Origin of the sequence: Streptomyces sp. H51 (assembly GCF_035656535.1) — a bacterium.
GTDB lineage: Bacteria > Actinomycetota > Actinomycetes > Streptomycetales > Streptomycetaceae > Streptomyces.
In genome coordinates, this window is the sequence record NZ_JAYMHD010000038.1 from 272,643 (window position 1) to 292,045 (window position 19,403).

At 74.3% G+C, this 19,403-nt stretch carries 13 protein-coding genes and 1 pseudogene; 10 read left to right on the top strand and 4 right to left on the bottom strand.

From position 1 onward, the window contains the following. Positions 1–74 precede the first annotated feature (74 nt). The 10 genes from VKA29_RS11725 to VKA29_RS11770 all read left to right on the top strand — a co-directional run bounded on the left by VKA29_RS11725 (position 75) and on the right by VKA29_RS11770 (position 14,065). The gene (locus tag VKA29_RS11725) at positions 75–2,021 is read left to right on the top strand and encodes an HAD-IIIC family phosphatase (protein ID WP_324785318.1); all 1,947 of its coding nucleotides are present in this window, start codon (positions 75–77) and stop codon (positions 2,019–2,021) included. Positions 2,022–2,173: 152 nt separating this feature from the next. Further along, entirely contained in the window at positions 2,174–3,979 is a 1,806-nt protein-coding gene (locus tag VKA29_RS11730) for a fatty acyl-AMP ligase (protein WP_324785319.1), read from the top strand. Position 3,980: 1 nt separating this feature from the next. Then, positions 3,981–5,825, top strand: coding sequence for an acyl-CoA dehydrogenase family protein (locus VKA29_RS11735; protein ID WP_324785320.1), 1,845 nt, complete (start codon positions 3,981–3,983; stop codon positions 5,823–5,825). After that, positions 5,819–7,585: an acyl-CoA dehydrogenase family protein gene (locus VKA29_RS11740; RefSeq protein ID WP_324785321.1), complete on the top strand. Its 1,767-nt coding sequence runs from the start codon at positions 5,819–5,821 to the stop codon at positions 7,583–7,585. The genes VKA29_RS11735 and VKA29_RS11740 overlap by 7 nt, the downstream gene beginning before the upstream one ends. Before the next feature lie 141 nt (positions 7,586–7,726). After that, positions 7,727–8,014, top strand: coding sequence for an acyl carrier protein (locus VKA29_RS11745; RefSeq protein ID WP_324785322.1), 288 nt, complete (start codon positions 7,727–7,729; stop codon positions 8,012–8,014). Beyond that, the gene (locus VKA29_RS11750) at positions 8,014–11,073 is read left to right on the top strand and encodes a type I polyketide synthase (RefSeq protein ID WP_324785323.1); all 3,060 of its coding nucleotides are present in this window, start codon (positions 8,014–8,016) and stop codon (positions 11,071–11,073) included. Before VKA29_RS11745 ends, VKA29_RS11750 begins: the two co-directional genes overlap by 1 nt. Then, positions 11,070–12,101 carry a 3-oxoacyl-ACP synthase III family protein gene (locus VKA29_RS11755; RefSeq protein ID WP_324785324.1) on the top strand — a complete coding sequence of 344 codons (1,032 nt, stop codon included), beginning with the start codon at positions 11,070–11,072 and terminating at the stop codon, positions 12,099–12,101. Before VKA29_RS11750 ends, VKA29_RS11755 begins: the two co-directional genes overlap by 4 nt. Continuing rightward, positions 12,098–12,358 (top strand): acyl carrier protein, encoded by a 261-nt coding sequence (locus VKA29_RS11760; protein ID WP_324785325.1) that lies wholly within the window; start codon positions 12,098–12,100, stop codon positions 12,356–12,358. The genes VKA29_RS11755 and VKA29_RS11760 overlap by 4 nt, the downstream gene beginning before the upstream one ends. 74 nt (positions 12,359–12,432) lie before the next feature. After that, complete coding sequence (locus tag VKA29_RS11765; protein ID WP_420718472.1) at positions 12,433–13,269, top strand: 2-oxo acid dehydrogenase subunit E2; 837 nt, start codon at positions 12,433–12,435, stop codon at positions 13,267–13,269. A 22-nt stretch (positions 13,270–13,291) separates the two neighbouring features. Then, a complete protein-coding gene (locus VKA29_RS11770) occupies positions 13,292–14,065 on the top strand; it encodes a 4'-phosphopantetheinyl transferase family protein (RefSeq protein ID WP_324785327.1) in 774 nt (257 codons plus the stop codon). A 571-nt stretch (positions 14,066–14,636) separates the two neighbouring features. Here VKA29_RS11770 and VKA29_RS11775 read toward each other — a convergent pair. The 4 genes and pseudogenes from VKA29_RS11775 to VKA29_RS11790 all read right to left on the bottom strand — a co-directional run. Next, entirely contained in the window at positions 14,637–17,438 is a 2,802-nt protein-coding gene (locus VKA29_RS11775) for an AfsR/SARP family transcriptional regulator (RefSeq protein WP_324785328.1), read from the bottom strand. An 8-nt stretch (positions 17,439–17,446) separates the two neighbouring features. Further along, positions 17,447–18,469 carry an AfsA-related hotdog domain-containing protein gene (locus VKA29_RS11780; RefSeq protein ID WP_324785330.1) on the bottom strand — a complete coding sequence of 341 codons (1,023 nt, stop codon included), beginning with the start codon at positions 18,467–18,469 and terminating at the stop codon, positions 17,447–17,449. Positions 18,470–18,614: 145 nt separating this feature from the next. Then, on the bottom strand, positions 18,615–18,935 hold the full coding sequence (gene fdxA / locus VKA29_RS11785) for a ferredoxin (protein ID WP_324785331.1): 321 nt from the start codon (positions 18,933–18,935) through the stop codon (positions 18,615–18,617). Further along, positions 18,932–19,403, bottom strand: a pseudogene (locus VKA29_RS11790) (2-oxoacid:ferredoxin oxidoreductase subunit beta); the annotation flags it as partial. The gene fdxA and the pseudogene VKA29_RS11790, both read right to left, overlap by 4 nt.

Below are 19,403 nucleotides of genomic sequence, written 5' to 3' on the forward strand. Positions count from 1 at the left end.
GCGCAAGCCCGTCTTTAGGGCCGGGGCACAAGCTCCGAAACGCCCGCCCGCCCCGGCAGAGAGGCGAACAGACCGTGAGCACAGCAGTGACGACGCCGCCCGGCCCGGAGCCCACCGGCCCCGCGGGCCCCCTCGACCGGCTGCGCGCGCTGTACGGCGAGAAGAGGCTCGCCGCCGAATACCCGGCGGTGCCCGGACTGCTCGCCGAACTCGCGCGGCAGGACGACTGGCCCGCCCAGCTGTCCCGCGCCGGCCGGCTGCTCGCCAGGGTCGCCCCGGAGGACGTCGCCGAGCGGCACCCCGGCGTCGAACCCGCCGGCGTCGCCGTCACCGGGCACGGCACGCTCGACGCGCTGACCGCACCGCTCACCGCGGAACTCGCCCGTCACGGCATCCCGTCGCGGGTGAGCGTCGGCGACCACGACGCGTGGCTGCGCGACCTCCAGGACCCCGGCAGCCATCTGTACGCCCCCGGCACCGAACTCGCCCTGTGCCTGCTCGACGCCCAGGTCGTCTTCGACGAACTGCCGCTGCCCTGGGGCCCGGAGGACGTCGCCAAGGCCGTCGCCGGCAAGCTCGAACTCCTCGACGCGCTCGCCGCCCGCTACGACGAACACGGCACCGGCACGCTCGTACTCAACACGCTGCCGCTGCCGGCCGAGCACCCGCGGCAGCTTCTCGACCACCGCTCCCGCACCGAACTGTCCATCCTGTGGCGGGAGTTCAACATCGGTGTGCTGCGGCTGGCCGCCGCGCACCCGCGGCTGCACGTCGTCGACCTGGAGCCGCTGATCGCCGAGGGCGGACCGGTCCGCGACCCGCGGCTGGCCGCCTACGCCAAGGTGCACCTGGGCGAGGAACTGCTCGCCCGGTACGCGCGCCAGGCGGGCCACCTGCTGCGCACGCTGCGCGGCCGGACCAGGAAGGTCCTCGTCGTGGACCTCGACAACACCCTCTGGGACGGCATCCTCGGCGACGACGGACCCGACGGCATCGCCGCCGCCACCACCTACCGCGGTGAGGCGTTCGGCCGGTTCCAGCGGGTCGTCAAGCAGATCGGCAGCCAGGGCGTGCTGCTCGCGGTGTGCAGCAAGAACGACCGCGAGCCGGTGCTGGACGTGCTGCGCACCCACCCCGACATGACCCTGCGCGAGGACGACTTCGTGCGGATCCACGCCGACTGGGAGCCCAAGGACGGCGCCATCCGCACCATCGCCGACCGGCTCAACCTCTCCACCGACAGCTTCGTCTTCGCCGACGACTCCCCCTTCGAACGCGGCCTCGTCGCCTCCTCCCTTCCCGAGACCGCCCTGATCGCGCTCGACGAGGAGCCGGCGCTGCACGTCGACCGGCTGCTCGCCGACGGCTGGTTCGACGTACGGGAACTGACCGCCGCGGACCGGGGCCGTGCCGTGCAGTACCGCCAGGAGGCGGAGCGGCAGGACCTCCAGCAGGCCACCGGCACGATGGAGGAGTACCTGCGCGCCCTCGGCGTGACCGTGGAGGTCGCCCCGGTACGCGACCACGAAGTGGCCCGGATCGCGCAGATCACGCTGCGCACCAACCAGTTCAACCTCACCACCCGTCGGCTCCAGGCGCCCGACGTCCGCGAACGGCTCGACTCGCCGGACCACCTGGTGCTGGCCGTACGCTCCCGCGACCGCTTCGGCGACAACGGCGTCGTCGGCGCCCTCTTCGCCCACCGCGAGGACGAGGCCCTGCGCATCGACAACATGCTGCTCAGCTGCCGGGTCTTCGCCCGCGGCATCGAGCAGGCCACGCTCGCCGCGCTGCTGGAGCACGCCAGGGACTCCGGGGCGGCCGAGGTGCGCGCGAGCTACCGGCCCACCGCCAAGAACCGCAAGGTGCGCGACCTCTACCCGTCGCTCGGCTTCGAGCGGACCGCCGAATCGGCCGACGGCACGCTCGAGTTCCGCCATGCGCTCACCGAACTCCCGCACGTCCCGGCCCACGTGAGCCTTGCCGCGGACTTCCACGGCGCCGCGCACCACGCCGGATGACCGGAACCCCACGCCTTGCCACGCCGTACCACGCCCCCACCGCGGAGCGGAGCGCACAAGCGTCTCCTTAGCGCCGCGGACGACGATCGTGATGTCAGAGCGACCCGTGCCGGCGCCACGCCAGCGGATCTCGGAGAGGTCGGAGAAAGACGTTGACGAACTTCCGAACCTTCACGGAACTGGTTCTGGAGCGGACCGAAGCCCGCAGCGCCGCGGATGCCTTCGTCTTCCTGCCCGACGACGCCCGCGGCTCGGTGCCGCAGCACCTCACGTTCGCCGGGCTCGACCGGGAGGCGCGCCGGATCGCGTCCTGGCTCCAGGCGCGCGGAGCGGCGGACCGGCAGGTCCTGCTGCTCTATCCGTCCAGCCTGGACTTCATCAAGGCGTTCACCGCCTGCCTGTACGCCGGTGCCGTGGCGGTGCCCGCACCGCTGCCCACCGAACAGGGGCAGAAGTTCACGCGGGTCTCCGGCATCCTGCGCGACGCCGAGGCGGTCGCCGTGCTCACCGACTCCGCCAATGCTCCGGAGATCTCGGCCTGGCTGGCCGCGGAGGGCTTCACCGACGTGCCCTGCCTGGCCACCGACGACCCGGCCGGCGGCGACGCGGACGCCTGGCACGCGCCCTCCCTCACCCCGGAGAGCCTGGCCTTCCTGCAGTACACCTCGGGCTCGACCAGCGACCCCAAGGGCGTCGCGGTCTCGCACCGCAACCTGCTCGCCAACGAGGCGGCGATCCAGCGGTCGATCGGCACCGGCCCGGACACCGTGTGCGGCGGCTGGCTGCCCTTCTACCACGACATGGGCCTGATCGGGCACATCCTGCACCCGCTGTACCTCGGCGCTCCCGCCGTCCTGATGGCCCCCTTCACCTTCCTCAAGCGACCCCACCGCTGGCTGAAGATGATCGGCGACTACGGCGTGACCACCGGCGGCGGCCCCAACTTCGCCTACGACCTGTGCGTGCGCAGGGTCACCGACGCCCAGCTGGAGACGCTGGACCTGTCCACCTGGACGACCGCCAACAACGGCGCCGAGCCGGTGCGGGCCGAGACGATCCGCGCGTTCGCCGAGCGCTTCGCGCCCGCGGGATTCCGCCCCGAGGCGTTCTTCCCCTGCTACGGCATGGCCGAGACGACCCTGCTGGTCTCCGGCATCCCGCGCACCGCCGGACCACGGGTGCTCGACGTCGACGCCGCGGCCCTGGAACGCGGTGAACTGGCAGGCGCGCGCGGCGACGAGCCCAGCCGCTCCCTCGTCAGCAGCGGAGTGGTACGGGACTTCGAGATCCGCGTCGTCGACCCGGAGACCCACGTCGAGAAGCCCGGGGGACACGTCGGAGAGATCTGGCTCAAGGGCGACAGCGTCGCCGAGGGCTACTGGAAACGGCCGGAGACCAACAAGGAGGTCTTCGACGCGGCGATCTCCGACGGCGCCAGCGGACACGACGGCGGCGGCTGGCTGCGCACCGGCGACATGGGCGTGCTGCACGGCGGAGAGCTCTACGTCACCGGCCGGCTCAAGGAGATGGTCATCCTGGCGGGCCGCAACCTCTACCCGCAGGACGTCGAACGCGCCGTGCAGTCCCTCGACCCGGCCTTCGGCACCGGCGCGGGCGCGGTCTTCGCCGTCGACACCGACCGCGAGCACCTGGTGGCGGTGCAGGAGGTCCGCCCCGCCGCCGTCTCCACCGACCTGCCCACCCTCGCCTCCGAAGTCCAGCGGTTCATCAGCCGGGAGTTCACGGTCCCCGCCGGCAACGTGCTGCTCGTGCGGCCCGGCACCGTACGCAAGACCACGAGCGGCAAGATCCAGCGGACCCTGATGCGCAAGCTGTTCCTGGAGGGCCGGATCACCGCGCTGCACGAGGTCCTGGAGCCCGCCGTCCGGGACCTGATCGCTTCCCCCGCCGCCGCTGACGCCGCCGACGCCGCCCCGTCCCTGGAAACGGTGGTCTGACATGGAACACCCGCCCTACCGGCTCGCCGAGGAGTTCGACCGCTTCCTCGGCGACCCCGACGACCCCGACGAGGTCTTCTCCTACGCGCGCTGCGCCGAGCTCGACGAGCGGGAGGAGTTCCCCGCCGACATCTGCCGCCGCTTCGAGGAGTGGGGCCTGCCCGCGCAGTACGTACCGGTCGAGCACGGCGGCCGGCTGCGCGACTACGAGCAGGTGCTCCAGCTCGTCCGCGCCGTCGCCCGCCGCGACCTGACCTGCGCCATCGGCCACGGCAAGACCTACCTCGGCGGAGTCTGCGTCTGGGTCGCGGGCTCCGCGGAGCAGGCCGCCCGGCTCGGCGCCGACATCATGGCCGGGGTCCCGGTCTCCCTCGGACTCACCGAACGCGACCACGGCAGCGACCTGCTGGCCGGTGAGGTGCGCACCGGCGACAAGACGACGGACACCGGCGAGGGGACGGCGGACCCGGGCGGCAAGACGGCGGACACCGACGGGCACTGGCTGGTCAGCGGCGAGAAGTGGCTGATCAACAACGCCACCCGGGGTTCCGTGCTGTCGCTGCTGACCCGCACCCGGCCGGACGGCGGGCCGCGCGGCTTCAGCGTCCTGCTCGTGGACAAGCGGGAACTCGACGCGGACACCTACCGCCACCTCCCGAAGATCCGCACCCACGGCATCCGCGGCGCCGACATCTCCGGCATCGCCTTCGACGGGGCCCGCGTGGCGCGCGACGCCCTGGTCGGGGCCGAGGGCGCGGGCCTGGAGATCGTGCTCAAGGCGCTCCAGCTCACCCGCACCATGTGCGCGGCGCTCTCGCTCGGCGCCGCCGACCACGGGCTGCGGCTCGGCCTGGACTTCGCCGAGGACCGCGAGCTGTACGGCCGGCGGCTGATCGACCTCCCGCAGGCCCGGCACGTGCTGGCCGGCGCCGCCGCCGACGTCCTGCTGCACGAGGCGGTCGCCCTGGTCGCCGCCCGCGCCGTGCAGACCCAGACCGCCGAACTCGGCGTCACCTCGGCCGTCACCAAGTACCTGCTGCCCACCGGCACCGACCAGGTCCTCGCCGACCTGACCGGGCTGCTCGGCGCCCGCGCCTTCCTCAAGGGCGTGCACGCGGGCGGACGGTTCCAGAAGGTCGTACGCGACCACCGCATCGTCGGGCTCTTCGACGGCAACACCCTGGTCAACCTCAATTCCCTGGTGAACCAGTTCCGTTCACTGGTGCGCGGGTTCGGGCGCCGCACCGGCGACACGGCGGGCGCCGGCACCGCCTTCGACCTCGCCGCACCGCTGCCGGACCTCGACCCGGCGAAACTGTCGCTGGTCGCCCGGCACGGCAGCGGCGTCACGGCGTCCCTCCCGGGCCACGTCGAGGAGATCACCCGGCGCGCGGAGGCGAACCCCGCGCTCGCGCCCGTGGCCGAAGCCGCGCGGCGGCTGCTCGACGTCACCCGCGCGGTGCACGCCGAGGCGGAGGAGTACCAGGGCGTGCTCACCGAGGTCCCGCCCGCCGCCTTCGAGGTCGCCCGCCGCTACACCCTGTGCTGGGCCGGAGCGGCCTGCCTCGGCCTGTGGACGCACAGCACCGGCCACCTCGCCGACGACCCCGCCACCGGGGAGCTGTGGCGCGACGGCCTGTGGCTGCACACCGCCCTCGACCGGCTGCTGGTCCGCCTCGGCGAACCGGCGGCGGCCGGCGAGGAGACGTACGAGGAACTGCTCGGCGCCCTGCGAGCGGCCCGCTCCTCGGGCCGCCTGTTCTCGCTGCTCCCGCAGCGCCTGCCCGAGCGGCAGCCCGCGTCGACCGGTGGGGACGCGGGCGGAACGGAGAGGACGTCATGCTGACCGGCACACAACCCCAGGACCTGCGGACGCCGACCGCACCGACCGGTCAGGAGGCCCGGGCCGCCGCCCGCGTCGCCGAACTGGACCGGCGCCTCGGCGACCCCACCGACGAGCGCAACGAACTGTCGTACGCCCGGCTGCTGGAGGCGGACGAGGCCGGTGAACTCTCCGGGCCCGGCGAGCGCGCCCTCGACGAACTCGGCCTGAACGCCGACTTCGTGCCGCGCGCCGAGGGCGGCCGCCTGGAACGGCTCGACACCCTGGTACGGGTCATGCGGCAGGTGTTCCGCCGCGACGTCGCCCTGGGCCTCGGCTACGGCGTGACCTCCTTCATGGCCGCCGTGAACGTCTGGACCGCCGGGGACGCCGCGCAGCGCGCCCGCCTCGCGAAGATCCTCACCGGCGGCGGCAAGGTCTCGGTCGCCTACCACGAACTCGCGCACGGCAACGACTTCCTGCGCAACGAGTTCGAGGCCCGCCCCACCGCCGGCGGCTACCGGCTGCACGGCGCCAAGCAGGTCATCAACAACGCCTCACGCGCCGATGCCTGGGTCCTGTTCAGCCGCACCAGTCCCGCGCCGGGCAGCCGCAGCCACTCCGTGCTCCTCGTCGAACGCGACGGCCCGGACCCGGACTCCTGGCAGGTGCTGCCCCGCTACGACGCCGTCGGCGTGCGCGGCTGCCTGCTGTCCGGACTCCGCTTCGACGGCACCCCGGTGCCCGCCTCGGCCCTCGTCGGCGAGGAGGGAAAGGGCGTGGAGACCGCCCTGCGCGCCTTCCAGATCACCCGCTCCGCGCTGCCCGGCATGGCCGTCGGCACCACCGACACGGCCCTGCGGACCGTCGTGCGCTTCGCGCTGGGCCGGCGCCTCTACCGCAAGTCCGTCATGGACATCCCGCACGCCAGGGGCACCCTGTCCGGGGCCTTCACCGACCTGCTGACCTGCGACAGCCTCTCCCTGGCCGCGACCCGGGCGGTGCACCTGCTGCCCGAGCAGACCAGCGTCTTCGCCGCCGCCACCAAGTACCTCGTGCCGAAGGTGCTCGCCGAGGCGACGCAGGAGCTGTCCGTCGTGCTCGGAGCCCGCTTCTACATCCGCGACGGCGAGCACGGCATCTTCCAGAAGCACCTGCGGGACCTGCCGGTGCTCAGCCTCGGCCACGCCGGCTCCGCCGCCTGCCAGGCCACGATCATCCCCCAGCTGTCCCGGCTCGCCCGGCGGTCCTGGTTCAGCGACGAACCCGCCCCCGCGGAACTGTTCCAGCCGCGCACGGACCTGCCCGGCCTCCCCTACGACCGGCTCACCCTGGCGAGCGGACGGGACGCGCTCAGCGCCACCCTGGTCGCCGCCCCGGACCGGCTGCCCGGCGCATCGCCCGAGGAACGGGCCGTCCAGGCGCTCGCCCTGCAACTGGTGGACGAACTGGGGCAGGTGCGGGAGGCGAGCCGCGCGCTCGCCCCCGAGGACCGCACGGCCCTCGCCGGCCCCGCCGCCTTCGCCCTGGCCGACCGCTACGCCGTGCTGCTCGCGGCCGCCGCCGTGATCGGCGTCCAGCAGCAGGCGTCCCACGACGGCGGCGACGCGTTCCTCGCCGACCCGGCCTGGCTCGCCGCCGCACTGCACCGGCTCGCCCGCCGGCTCGGCCGGCGCCCCGCCGCCCTCCCGGCGTCCGTGGACGACCGCATGCACGAGGAAGTCCTGCGCAGATTCCACGCCCGCACCAGCTACGACCTGTACGACACCCCGCTCGCCGGCTGACGGACACCGGCCGGCCGCCCCGGACGTCGCGCCTCCACCCCGGACGACGCCCGTCCGGGACGGACAACGCCCGTCCGCGACGGCCGGCGGACCACCACCCGACAGCACGCGACAACCGCTCACCCTCGCGAGGAGTGCACCATGTCCGTTCCCACCACCGCACACACCACCGAGTCCCTGACCACGTGGCTGGCCGAGCGCATCGCGCTCTACCTCAAGCGGAGCCCCGCCGAGATCGACCCGGACGTGCCCCTCGCCGAGTACGGCCTCGACTCCGTCGCCGCCCTCAGCCTGTGCGGGGACATCGAGGACGACTTCGACGTCATGATGGAGCCCACCGCCGCCTGGGACTACCCGACCGTCCACGCGCTGGCCGGCCACCTCGTGGAGGAACTCGCCGCCCAGGCCGCGAAGGACGGCGGCGCCTGATGGAGCCCATAGCCATCGTCGGCATCGACTGCAGATTCCCGGGGGCGCCCGACACCGGCGCCTACTGGGACCTGCTGATGCGCGGCGCGGACGGGGTGGGGGAGGTGCCCCGGCTGCGGTGGGACGCCAAGGAGTTCTACTCGGCGGCCGGGGACGAAGGACACTCCAACACCACCGAGGGCGGCTTCATCGCCGACCCGGACGCCTTCGACAACGAGTTCTTCACCGTATCGCCGCGCGAGGCGGCGGCCATGGACCCCCAGCAGCGGCTGCTGCTGCAGGCCGCGTGGCGGGCGGTCGAGGACGCGGGCATCCCGCCGCGGACCCTCGCCGGCAGCCGGACCGGGGTGTTCGTCGGCATCATGGGCAACGAGTGGGCGCAGCTGCACCTCACCGACTACGGCAACGTCACCGCCCAGGTCGGCTCAGGCAACGGCTACTGCATGACCGCCAACCGGATCTCCTACCACCTCGACCTCAAGGGCCCCAGCCTCGCCGTCGACACCGCCTGCTCCTCCTCACTGGTCGCCGTCCACCTCGCGGCGAACGCGCTGCTGGCCGAGGAGTGCGACCACGCGCTCGTCGGCGGCGTCAACGTGGCCCTCACACCGGCCCTGTCGATCTTCTACACCCAGGCCGGACTGTCCGCCCCCGACGGGCGCTGCAAGCCCTTCAGCGCCGAGGCGGACGGCATCGGCCGCGGCGAAGGCGTCGGCGTGGTGGTGCTGCGCAGGCTGCGGGACGCGGTCGCCGACGGCCAGCGCGTGTACGCCGTCATCCGCGGCACCGCCGTCAACCAGGACGGCCGCAGCAACGGGCTGACCGCGCCCAACCGGTGGGCCCAGCAGGAGGTGCTCGGCGCCGCCTACCGCAGGGCCGGCGTCGAGCCCTCCGACGTGGTCTTCACCGAGGCGCACGGCACCGGCACCGCCCTCGGCGACATGATGGAGGTCAAGGCGCTCGGCCACCACCACGCCGGCCGCGCCGCGAAACCCATGGCGCTCGGCTCGGTCAAGGGCAACCTCGGCCACACCGAGGGCGCCGCCGGCATCGCCGGACTGATCAAGGTCGCCCTGTCCCTGCACCACCGGATCGTCCCCGCCAGCCGTTTCGCCGCCAAGGAGAGCAAACGGCTGAAACTGCGCGACCACGGCCTGCGGCTGCTCAAGGCACCTCTGCGGCTGCCCGCCGGCCCCGTCGTCGCCGGGCTCAGCAGCTTCGGCATGGGCGGCACCAACGCCCACGCCGTGCTGGAGTCCGCGCCCGCGCACGCCGCGCGCCCCGAACCGGCGAACAGCGCCGCGCCGGGCGGCATCGGCGCCGCGGTGTTCACCCTCACCGCCCCGAACGCCGACGCGCTGCGCCGCAACCTGCTGGCCCAGGCGGACGCGGCGGCGGCCCGCCGGGTGCCGCTCGGCCCGCTGGCCAGGTCGAGCAACCGGGTGAAGGCCGGTCACCGCCACCGCTTCGCGGCCGCGGCCACCGACACCCGCGAACTCGTCGCCCGGCTGCGGGAATCGGCCGCCGACCCGGATCTGCTGGCCCGGCTCTCCGGCCGGCCCGCCGAACGGCCGCGCACCGCGTTCCTGTTCACCGGGCAGGGCTCGCAGTACCCGCGGATGACCGCCGCACTGTACGAACAGGCGCCGCTGTACCGGCACTTCCTCGACGAGGCCGACGCCGCGCTGCTGCCGCACACCGGAAAGTCGGTGCGCGACCTGCTCCTCGCCGGCGACGAAGCCGTCCACGACACCCGCTGGACGCAGCCCGCCCTGTTCGCCGTCGGCTACGCCCTCGGCCGGACCCTGACGGAACTCGGCGTCCACCCGGAGATGCTCCTCGGCCACAGCGTCGGCGAGTTCGCCGCCGCCGTCCTGGCCCGGGCGCTCCCGCTGGACGGCGCCGCCCGGCTGATCGCCGCCCGCGGCGCCCTGATGCAGGAACTCCCCGAGGGCGGAGGCATGCTGGCCGTCCGCACCCCCTGCGCGCGGCTGGCGGCCCGGATCGAACAGGAACCCCTGATCGGGGTCGCCGCGGTCAACGGCCCCACGTCCACGGTGCTCTCCGGTGACCTGGAGACCCTGGAGAAGATCGGCGCCGAACTGCGGGCCGAGGGAGTCGACACCCGTCGCCTGACCGTCTCGCACGCCTTCCACTCACCGCTGATGCGGCCCGTACTGGACCGCTTCGCGGAGATCGCCGAGGAGGTCGGCGGGACGGTGCCCGAGATTCCGCTGTACTCGACCGTCCGCGGACGGGTGCTCGACGGCGAGGCGATGGACGCCGCGTACTGGGTCGAGCACATCGGCGCCACCGTGCTGTTCGGCGACGCGGTCGCCGCGCTCCTCGCCGACGGCCCGACCCACCTGGTGGAGACCGGCCCCCGGCCGGTGCTCTCCGGGATGGTGCGCCGCCTGCACGGCTCCGCCGCGGGCCCCGGCCCGGCGCACGTCCTGCCGGTGCGCGGCCCCGAGTCCGCCGGCCGGGACCTCGCCGAGGCCCTCGCCGACCTGTACCGGGGCGGCGTCGAACCCGACTGGGACGCCGTGTACGCGCCCGGGGAACGGGTCCCGCACCCGCTGCCGCCGTACACGTTCTCGACACAGCACCGCTACTGGGCGAGGAATCCGGTGCGCGGCCGGGCGACGGCCGACGAGCCGGCCGACCTCGCGTACGCGGGGCACCGGGAGCCGCAGCCGGCGCCGGCCGCCGTCCTCACCCTGAACCGGCCCGGCGGCCCGGCGGACCCCGTCGAGGACGCCGTCCTCGCCGCCGTCCGGACCGTCGGCGGCTACACCGACGCCGAGATCGGCCCCCGCGACCGGCTCTACGAGGATCTCGGCTTCGACTCCGTCATGGTCATGGAGCTCAAGAACCGGCTGGAGTCCCGGCTCACCGGCATCGGAGCCCTGACGGTCCAGGACCTGCTGCCCCGCCTCTCCTCCGTCGGCGACCTCGTCGCCTTCCTGCGGGAGTCCGGCGCGGCGGCCCCTGGTCCCGTCGGCGCCGCCGAGGCGGCGGACGAGCGGGAGCTGATGGAAGAAGAGAGGACGGCATGACCACCCCGACGGCTGTCACGGCCCATCTCGCCTCCCTGGGCACCGCGCTGCCCGGTGACCCGGTGGACAACGCCACCCTGGCCAAGGTGCTCGGCATCAACGAGGACTGGATCGAGGTCTTCATCGGCACGAGAACCCGGCACTTCGCCCGGGACCTCGGCACCGGAGTGGTCCGCTGGTCGCTCGCCGACCTCTGCGCCCAGGCCGCCGAGAAGGCGCTCGCCGACCCCGACGTCGACCCCTCCGAGATCGAGTTCGTCGTCCTCGGCACGGCCACCCCCGACACCCTGATGCCCGCCACCGTCAACCACGTCGCCGACCAGCTCGGCCTGGACCAGGTGCCCACCTTCCAGCTCCAGTCCGGCTGCGCCGGCGCCGTACAGGCCCTGTCCCTGGCACAGACGATGATCGCCTCCGGCCAGTACCGCACCGGACTCGTCATCGGCGGCGACGTGTGCAGCAAGCACCTCGACCTCCAGCGCGACGTGGCCGGCGCCGCCCCCGGCGACCTCGTCAACTACGTCCTGTTCGGCGACGGCGCCGGCGCGGCCGTCGTCACCGCCGAGCCGCGCGGCCGGCGTCTCGCGCTGCGCCACGTCCTCAACCGCTTCACCGGCCTCGGCCGCGCGCCGGGCCAGGTCATCGAGTGGTTCGGGCTCGCCGACCGGTACGACGACCGGCAGGCCCTCACCGAGGACTACAAGGCCATCGAGGAGTCCGTGCCCGTCATGGCCGTCGAGATCCTCTGGGAGATGCTCGGCGAACTCGACTGGGAGGCGGACCAGCTGGACTATCTGCTGCCGCCGCAGCTGTCCGGCCGGATGACCCGCCGCATCACCGAGGAACTCGACGTGCCGACCGCCGCGGACATCAGCTGCGTCGCGGACACCGGCAACAACGGAAACGCCCTGCCCTTCCTGCAGATCGAGAAGTTGCTGGAGCGGATGTCCGAGGGCGAGAGGGCCCTCGCGATCGCCGTCGAGTCCAGCAAGTGGATCAAGGCCGGCTTCGCCCTGGAGAAGATATGAGCGTCGACAGCACCGTTCCCACCACAGGCGGCTTCACCCTGGACGACTACGTCCGGCTCGTCGACGAGGAGATCGGGATCCCGCTCGCCGCCGGGCAGGTGGCCGCCGACTTCGACGAACTCCCCGACTGGGACTCGCTGTACCTCCTCAAGCTCGTCACCGCCCTGGAGACCGCCGTCGGCCGCAAGATCGCCGTCGGCAAGGTGCTCGAGGCCCGCAGCCTGAAGGAGATCTACGAACTGGCGGTGCTCGGGTGACCCCCACCGTCACCGCCGAACGGCGCCGCCGCCACACCCTGTACTTCCTGGAGTGGGCGGCGGCCCAGCGGCCGGTGCACCTGGACACGGACATCGACATGACCCGCGTCCAGGCGCACCGCGCCGCCGCCCGCGCGGACGGCCGGCGCTACTCGGTCGTCAGCTACCTGCTGTACGCCGCCGGCCGGGTCCTCGACCGCCACCCGGAGGCCAACGCCGCGATGGCCCCCGGCTGGCCCGGACCGCTGCGGCGCCCGAGGACCGTCCGCTTCGACGGCGTCACCGCCAAGCTCGCCCTGGACCGGCCGGTGGACGGCGAGCGCACCGTGCTCTCGGCGCTGGTGCCCGGCCTGGAGTCGGCGACCCTGGGCGAGATCCAGGAACGCGTCGACCGCTACCGGGGCGAACGGGCCGCCGACCTGCCCGAGTTCAAGGGCGTACGGATGCTGGGCCGGCTCCCGGTCCCGCTCGGCCGGGCCGCGTTCGCCGCGGCGCTGCGCGATCCTGGCCGACGCGCCGGCGTGTTCGGCACGGTCTCGGTCAGCTCGCTCGGCCATCGCACCGTGGACGGCTTCCACTCGGCCGGCGGCACCGCGGTGACCCTGTGCGCGGGCCGGGTCGTGGACCGCGCGGTGGTGCGCGACGGCGTCGTGGTGCCCGCGCCCGTGATGCGGCTCGGCCTCACCTTCGATCACCGGGTGATCGACGGCGCGACCGCGGCCGACGTGCTGTCCGATCTCCACGACACGATGGAGGCATTCGATGACAGCGCCGACAGCGCCGACAGCACCGGCGGCACTGCCGCCGCGGACGGCACTCCCGGCGCCCGGGTGCCGGGGCCCGGGGCGGACGCTGGGGGAGCCGATCGCGATCCGCGGCCCGTCGGGGGACTGGAGCAGAGTACGCGCTGACCTGGAACGGCACGGGGCCGCGGTGCTTTTCGCCCGCCAGGACGCCTGGCGGCCGGAGCGGGCGGGCCTGCCGCGGCTGCGCGTGCTCCTGGGCCGGGACTGGGAGCGCTATCTGGAGCTGACGCACCCGCAGGTCCGCGGCCGGTTCGCCGCTTCGCGCGTGCTGCTGAAGTTCGCGGCCGCGGCCGCGCTCCGGGTACCGCCCGAGTCGGTCGAGATCGGCTACGGCCTCACCGGGCGCCCCTTCCTGCGCGGCTACGACGGCGTCCGGGTCAGCCTCAGCCACACCGACGGCCTGCTGCTGGTCGGCCTGGCCGCCGACGGCGCGATCGGTGTCGACGCCGAGCCCGCCGAGCGGGTCCTGTACGGCCCGGGGCTGGGCCGGCACCTGTGCACCCCGTACGAACTGGAGCGCGTCGAGGCCCTCCCGCTCGTGGAACGCAACCCCGCCGTGCTCCGGCTGTGGACCCTGAAGGAGGCCTACAGCAAGGCCCTGGGTCTCGGCCTGCGCTTCCGCTTCACCGACTTCGGCTTCGCCCCGGACCAGGCGGCGCCCCGGACCGTGCTGCGCCCCGACGGCACCCCCGCGCCGGTCGGCAGCTGGGCCTTCCGCACGTGGTCGCTCGGCAGCCGCCACACCGTCGCCGTCGCCGCCGAGGACGCGGGATTCGGCCGTACGAGGGACACGGCGGCGGGCACGGCACTCGACCCGGGCATCGTCGACGCCGTGGTGACGGCAGTGGGGGAGCGGGAGCGGGCGGACGAGCGGGAGACGGCCGCCGCCGACGGGTGGTGAGACGGGCCCGCGCGCGGGCGCCGGTGGTGGCTGCCTGCATCGGGCGCAGGCATCGGGCGCAGGCGTCGGGTGCAGGCGTCGGCTGCCGCGCGCACGGCTGAACCGCACACGGACAGGTGCCGAAGCAGTCGCAGGTGCCGGAGCCGGCGCCCGTGCCGTCCGCCACGAGGTGGCCCGTCGGGCCGACGGTCACCGTCTCGTGCCGGGCCGCGGCGACGGGGGCGGTCGGTCGGTGCGCGGTCTGAGTCCGGGCGTGGTGCCCGCCTGGTGGTGGGAGGGTGTTCGTGCGTGCCGGGCCGCGGCGGCGGGGGCGGTCGGTCGGTGCGCGGTCTGAGTCCGGGCGTGGTGCCCGCCTGGTGGTGGGAGGGTGTTCGTGCGTGCCGGGCCGCGGCGGCGGGGGCGGTCGGTCGGTGCGCGGTCTGCGTCCGGGCGTGGTGCCCGCCTGGTGGTGGGAGGGTGTTCGTGCGTGTGGGCGGCGGGGGCGGGGGTGGCCGGTCGGTGCGCGGTCCGCGTCCGGGCGTGGTGCCCGCCCGGTGCCGGGTACGGTGTCCGGCAGCGGGCGGGACGGGGCTCACGCCGCTCGGCGGACCGGCTCCGACGGGCAGAACAGCCAGACTCCCGGACGGACTTCGAGGGGCATCGAGGCCGCCGTGCCCGGACCGCCGGACCCGAGGGCCGCGCGGAGGGCGGACGCCGTGCGGCGGGCGTACTCGGTCCACCGGCGGTCGCCCGCGAAGCGCGCCGCGTTCTCGCACTCCGCCAGCCGGGCCAGCGCCTCCTCGTGGCAGCCCTCGCGCACCGCCACCAGCGCCAGTCCGCGCAGCGACTCGGCCGTGCCGCGCGCGTCGCCGGCCGGCCGGCTCACCGACAGGGCGTGCGCGTAAGCCCGTCCGGCCTGCGCGACCCGCCCCGTCCCGAGCAGCGCGTCCGCCTCCGCGGACAGGCAGCGGCCCGCCGCCGCCCGGTCGCCGTGCCGGGTGAACAACTCCCCGGCGAGGCGGTACCGGTCGATCGCCGCCGACGTCTGCTGGCGCTGCCAGTCCAGGTCGCCCAGGGACCGCAGGACGACGGCCTCGGCGTGGACGTCGCCGGACCTGCGGGCCGCGTCGAGCGCGAGGCGGTGGGTCGACTCCCACTCGCCCCACAGGGCGGCCGCCTCGTAGTAGCCCGCCGAGGCCGACGCCAATGCGCAGCACAGGCCCCACAGCCCGGCCGCGTGGGCCTGCCGTACGGCCTCCGACAGGCCCGCGGACTCCTCCTGGAACCACCGCAGTGGCGCGCTGCCGACCACCTCCTCCGGGAAGACCCCGGCCGGGGGCTCGGCCTCGTGCGCGAGCAGGACCCGGCCGGGCGTCAGCCGCGCGTCCGCGTGCCTGGCCAGCGCCAGGAAGGCACGGCACAGCCGCTCCACGGCCGCCCGGTCCTCCTGCGGGTCCTCCCCGGCCGGCACCTCCAGGGCCAGCGAGCGCAGCAGCGCGTGGAAGCCGTAGCGCACGGGGGCCGACCGTCCGGGCCGGCGCCGCGCCTCCAGCAGATGGGCCTGCACCAGCTCCTCGGTGAGCCGCTCGGCCTCCGCCAGGTCCGTGCCGAGCAACGCGGCCGCGCTCCACAGGGCGAAGCCCGGCAGCGAGGCCCGCGCGAGGAGCCGGAAGGCGTGCCGGGCCTCCTCGTTCACGTCCCGGTAGGCGGTCAGCAGGCTGCTGCGTACGTCGAGATCGCCCAGCGCGAGCGCGGCCAGCCGCGTCCGTTCGTCACGCAGCCGGCGGGCGAGCCCGGCGGCGGTCCAGTGCGGCCGGGCCGCGAGCCCGGCGGCGGCCACCCGCAGCGCGAGCGGCAGCCGGCCGCACAGCCGGGCGATCTCGCCCGCCGCCTCCTGGTCGTCCCGCATCCGCCGCCCGCCGCAGGCCATGAGCAGTGCCTCGGCCTCCGGCGCGGACAGCACGTCGAGGATCAGCCGCCGCACGCCGCCCAACGCGCCCAGCACATGACGGCTGGTCAGGATCACCATGCTGTCCGGCACGGCCGACAGCACCGGCCGGACCTGCGCCTCCGAGACCGCGTCGTCCAGGACGAAGAGCATCCTGCGGCCCGCGGTGCGCCTGTGCAGCAGCTCCGCGAGTTCCGCCTCGGACGACGGCAACGCCTCCGTCCCGGAGTCCGTCCCCGCTCCGGCCGCCCGTGGGCCGCGCAGCCGGCGCAGCAGGGTCGTCAGCGCCGCCGTCGGTTCGACGGCCCGCCCGCCCTCGTCCCGCAACGACACCAGGACCCGCCCGTCGGGGAACCGGCCGGCCGCTCCGTGGGCCAGCTGCACGGCCAGCGCCGTCTTACCGGCGCCCGCCCGGCCCGACAGCACCAGCACCCTGGTCCGGCCAGGAGCGTCGTCCGCCAACAGATCCTCACCGTCTGCCAGTTGGTCCTCGCGACCGGTGAAGTCGGCCACGGCGGGCGGCAGCCACACCGTCGGCCCCGCGTCTCTCCCGGGCCCCGCGTCTCTCCCGGGCGCCGCCCTCCCGGACCCCTCGGCCGGGCGGTCGTCCCCTGCGCCGACCGGCGCGAGCCGGCGCTCGGCCTCGCCGCGCCAGGCCAGCGCGGGATCGGAGGCCAGGATCCGCTCCTGCAGTCCGCTCAGCACCGGTCCGGGCTCCACGCCCAGTTCGTCGACCAGCGCCCGCCGCGCCCGCTGGTAGACCTGCAGGGCGTCGGACTGCCGGCCCGAGCGGTAGAGCGCCACCATCAGATGACCGTGCAGCGCCTCCCGCAGCGGATGCTCGTGCGCCAGCGCCATCAGCTCGCCGATCAGCTCCTGGTGCAGCCCGAGCCGCAGATCCGCGGAGATCCGCTGCTCCAGCACCTCGGCGCGCAACTCGTTCAGTCTGATCGCCGAAGCCTGCAACGACGGTCCGTGCGGGATGCCCGAGAGCGCGGGCCCCGTCCAGAGCCCGAGCGCACGGCTCAGTGCCTGCGAGGCGGCCTGGTACTCGCCCCTGCCGAACGCGGCCCGGCCCTCGGCCCGCAGCGACTCGAAGACGGACAGGTCCAGGTCATCGGGGGCGACCCGCATCAGGTAACCGGGCGGGCGGGTCAGCAGCGGCTGCGCCGTGTCCGTCTGCGCCGTCTCCGTCTCCGCCGCGTCCGTCCGGGCCGGGGCCTCACCGGTCGCCGCCAGCAGGGCCTTGCGCAGCTGGGAGACGTACACCTGGAGGGTGGTGGTGGCCGTGCGCGGGGGTTCGGAACCCCACAGCTCGTCGATCAGGGTGTGGGTCGACACCACCGTGTTGTTCTGCACCAACAGGGTGGCCAGGACCGCGCGCGGCTTGGCCGCGGACGGCGTACGGGGCGACATGTGCACGGGGCCGAGCACGCGGTATCTCATCGCGCGCCTCAGCAGTCCTGCAGCACGGCCGCGGAGACGCGCGCCACGACCCTGCTGCCCTGGAGGAAGGACATCCGCAGGTCGATCACCGGCCGCCCCTCCGCGTCCCGGGACACCCGCCCGTCCGCACGGCGCGCCTCCTCGCGCACCGTGCAGCGCAGCGGCAGGGCCGACTCGGCGACGCCCTCGAACGAGGCCTGCCACCGGGACAGCACGGCGTACGACGGCACGAAGCCGCGCAGTTCGGCGGCGGCGAGCAGCCCCACCTGGCGGGACATCTCCAGGAACAGCATCGGCTCCAGGACGCCGGGCACCTCGGCCGGCACCTCGGCGGCCGCCGGTGCGTGGACGGGGAACACCAGGCCGTCGCCGCCCTCCGCCCCGGCGTACGCGGGCAGCCCGACGAGGACGTGTCGGCTGTCGAGGTGCCCCACCTGTTCGGGCAGCGGCGTCCCGGGCGACGCCGGGACGCCGCCCCCCGCCGCCGTCGGCTCCGAGTTCTCCGGCCGGCCGAGCGCCGGACCGCCGGGGCCGACGCCCTGGAGGGGGAAGACCAGCCGCGCCGAGGCGGTTCCGCAGCGCTCGCCGTCGATCGAGACGGCGGCCTCGCACTCCAGGCCGCGCGGCACGCCGCCGACCACGTCGAACGGCGTCATCCCGAGGTCCAGGGCGATCCTGGTGCCGGCGCCGTCGCGGCGCCAGGCGTCCGGACCCGTGATCGTGGCGCCGGCGGAGGCCAGCACGGGGCGCCGGCCCGTCGGCACCCTGAAGTAGCGGCGAGCCGCGAACAGCATCGTCCGGCGCAGCGACTCGATGGGGAACAGCAGGTCGTGGTACCGCGACACGGAATCGCCGAAAAGCGGGTGTTCTTCGGGCAGTTGCGCGGAGAAGGCGAAGTTCTGCCGAACCGGCGCGGTCGCTTTGAACAGGAAGGCCTCGGGGCTGCCGGGCCTGTGGACCAGATGGTGGGGTCCGAGGAACGAGGGGGACGTGGGGGACGTGGGGGTGTACGTGGGGGTGTAGGTGTCCATGGACTTCCTCTGCGGCGGTGTCCGGCGGCTCTGCGGAAGGCTGGCTGGGCACGTGCGCTTGACGGAGAGCACGTTGCCCGACTCCGCTGAAGGACCGGGGAAGCCACACTGAAGCAAACGCTCGTTACCACCCTCACCTGGGCTTTCAGCCCACCGGGACGGGCTCGCCCCCGACGATCGGGTGGTCCTCGGCCAGTGGTCCGGCCGCGCTCGCGCCACCGGGCGTACCGATCACGGCGAACACGTCCCGCTCGGCGGTGAGATAGCCGGCCCACTCGTCGGGCAGCGAGTCCTCGTAGAAGATCGCCTCGACCGGGCACACGGGCTCGCAGGCACCGCAGTCCACGCACTCGTCGGGGTTGATGTACAGCTTGCGCGGCCCCTCGTAGATGCAGTCGACGGGGCACTCGTCGAGGCATGCCTTGTCCTTGACGTCGACGCAGGGCTGGGCGATGACGTACGTCATGAGGTCTCCACCTTCCAGGTGTCGTTGCCGGTGAGGAGGGCGGCGAGGTCGCCCTTGCCGTGCAGTTCGACGGCCCGCTCCAGCTGGTCGGCCATCAGCTCGTCGTACACGGGGCGTTCGATGTCGCGGAACACGCCGATCGGGGTGTGGTGCAGGGTGTCGGGGTCGGCGAGGCGGGACAGGGCGAAGGCGGTGGTGGGCGAGGCGGAGTGCGCGTCGTGGACCAGGATCCGTGCCTCGTTCTCGGGGGTCACCGTCACCACCTTCAGGTCGCCGGTGGCCGCATCCCGTACGACGCCCTTGGACAGGTCGGCGCCGAAGCGGATCGGCCGGCCGTGTTCCAGCCGGATCACCGCTTCCTCGGCCTGCTGCTTGTCCTTGAGGGCCTCGAAGGCGCCGTCGTTGAAGATGTTGCAGTTCTGGTAGATCTCGATGAGGGCGGTGCCGGGGTGGGCGGCGGCCTGGCGG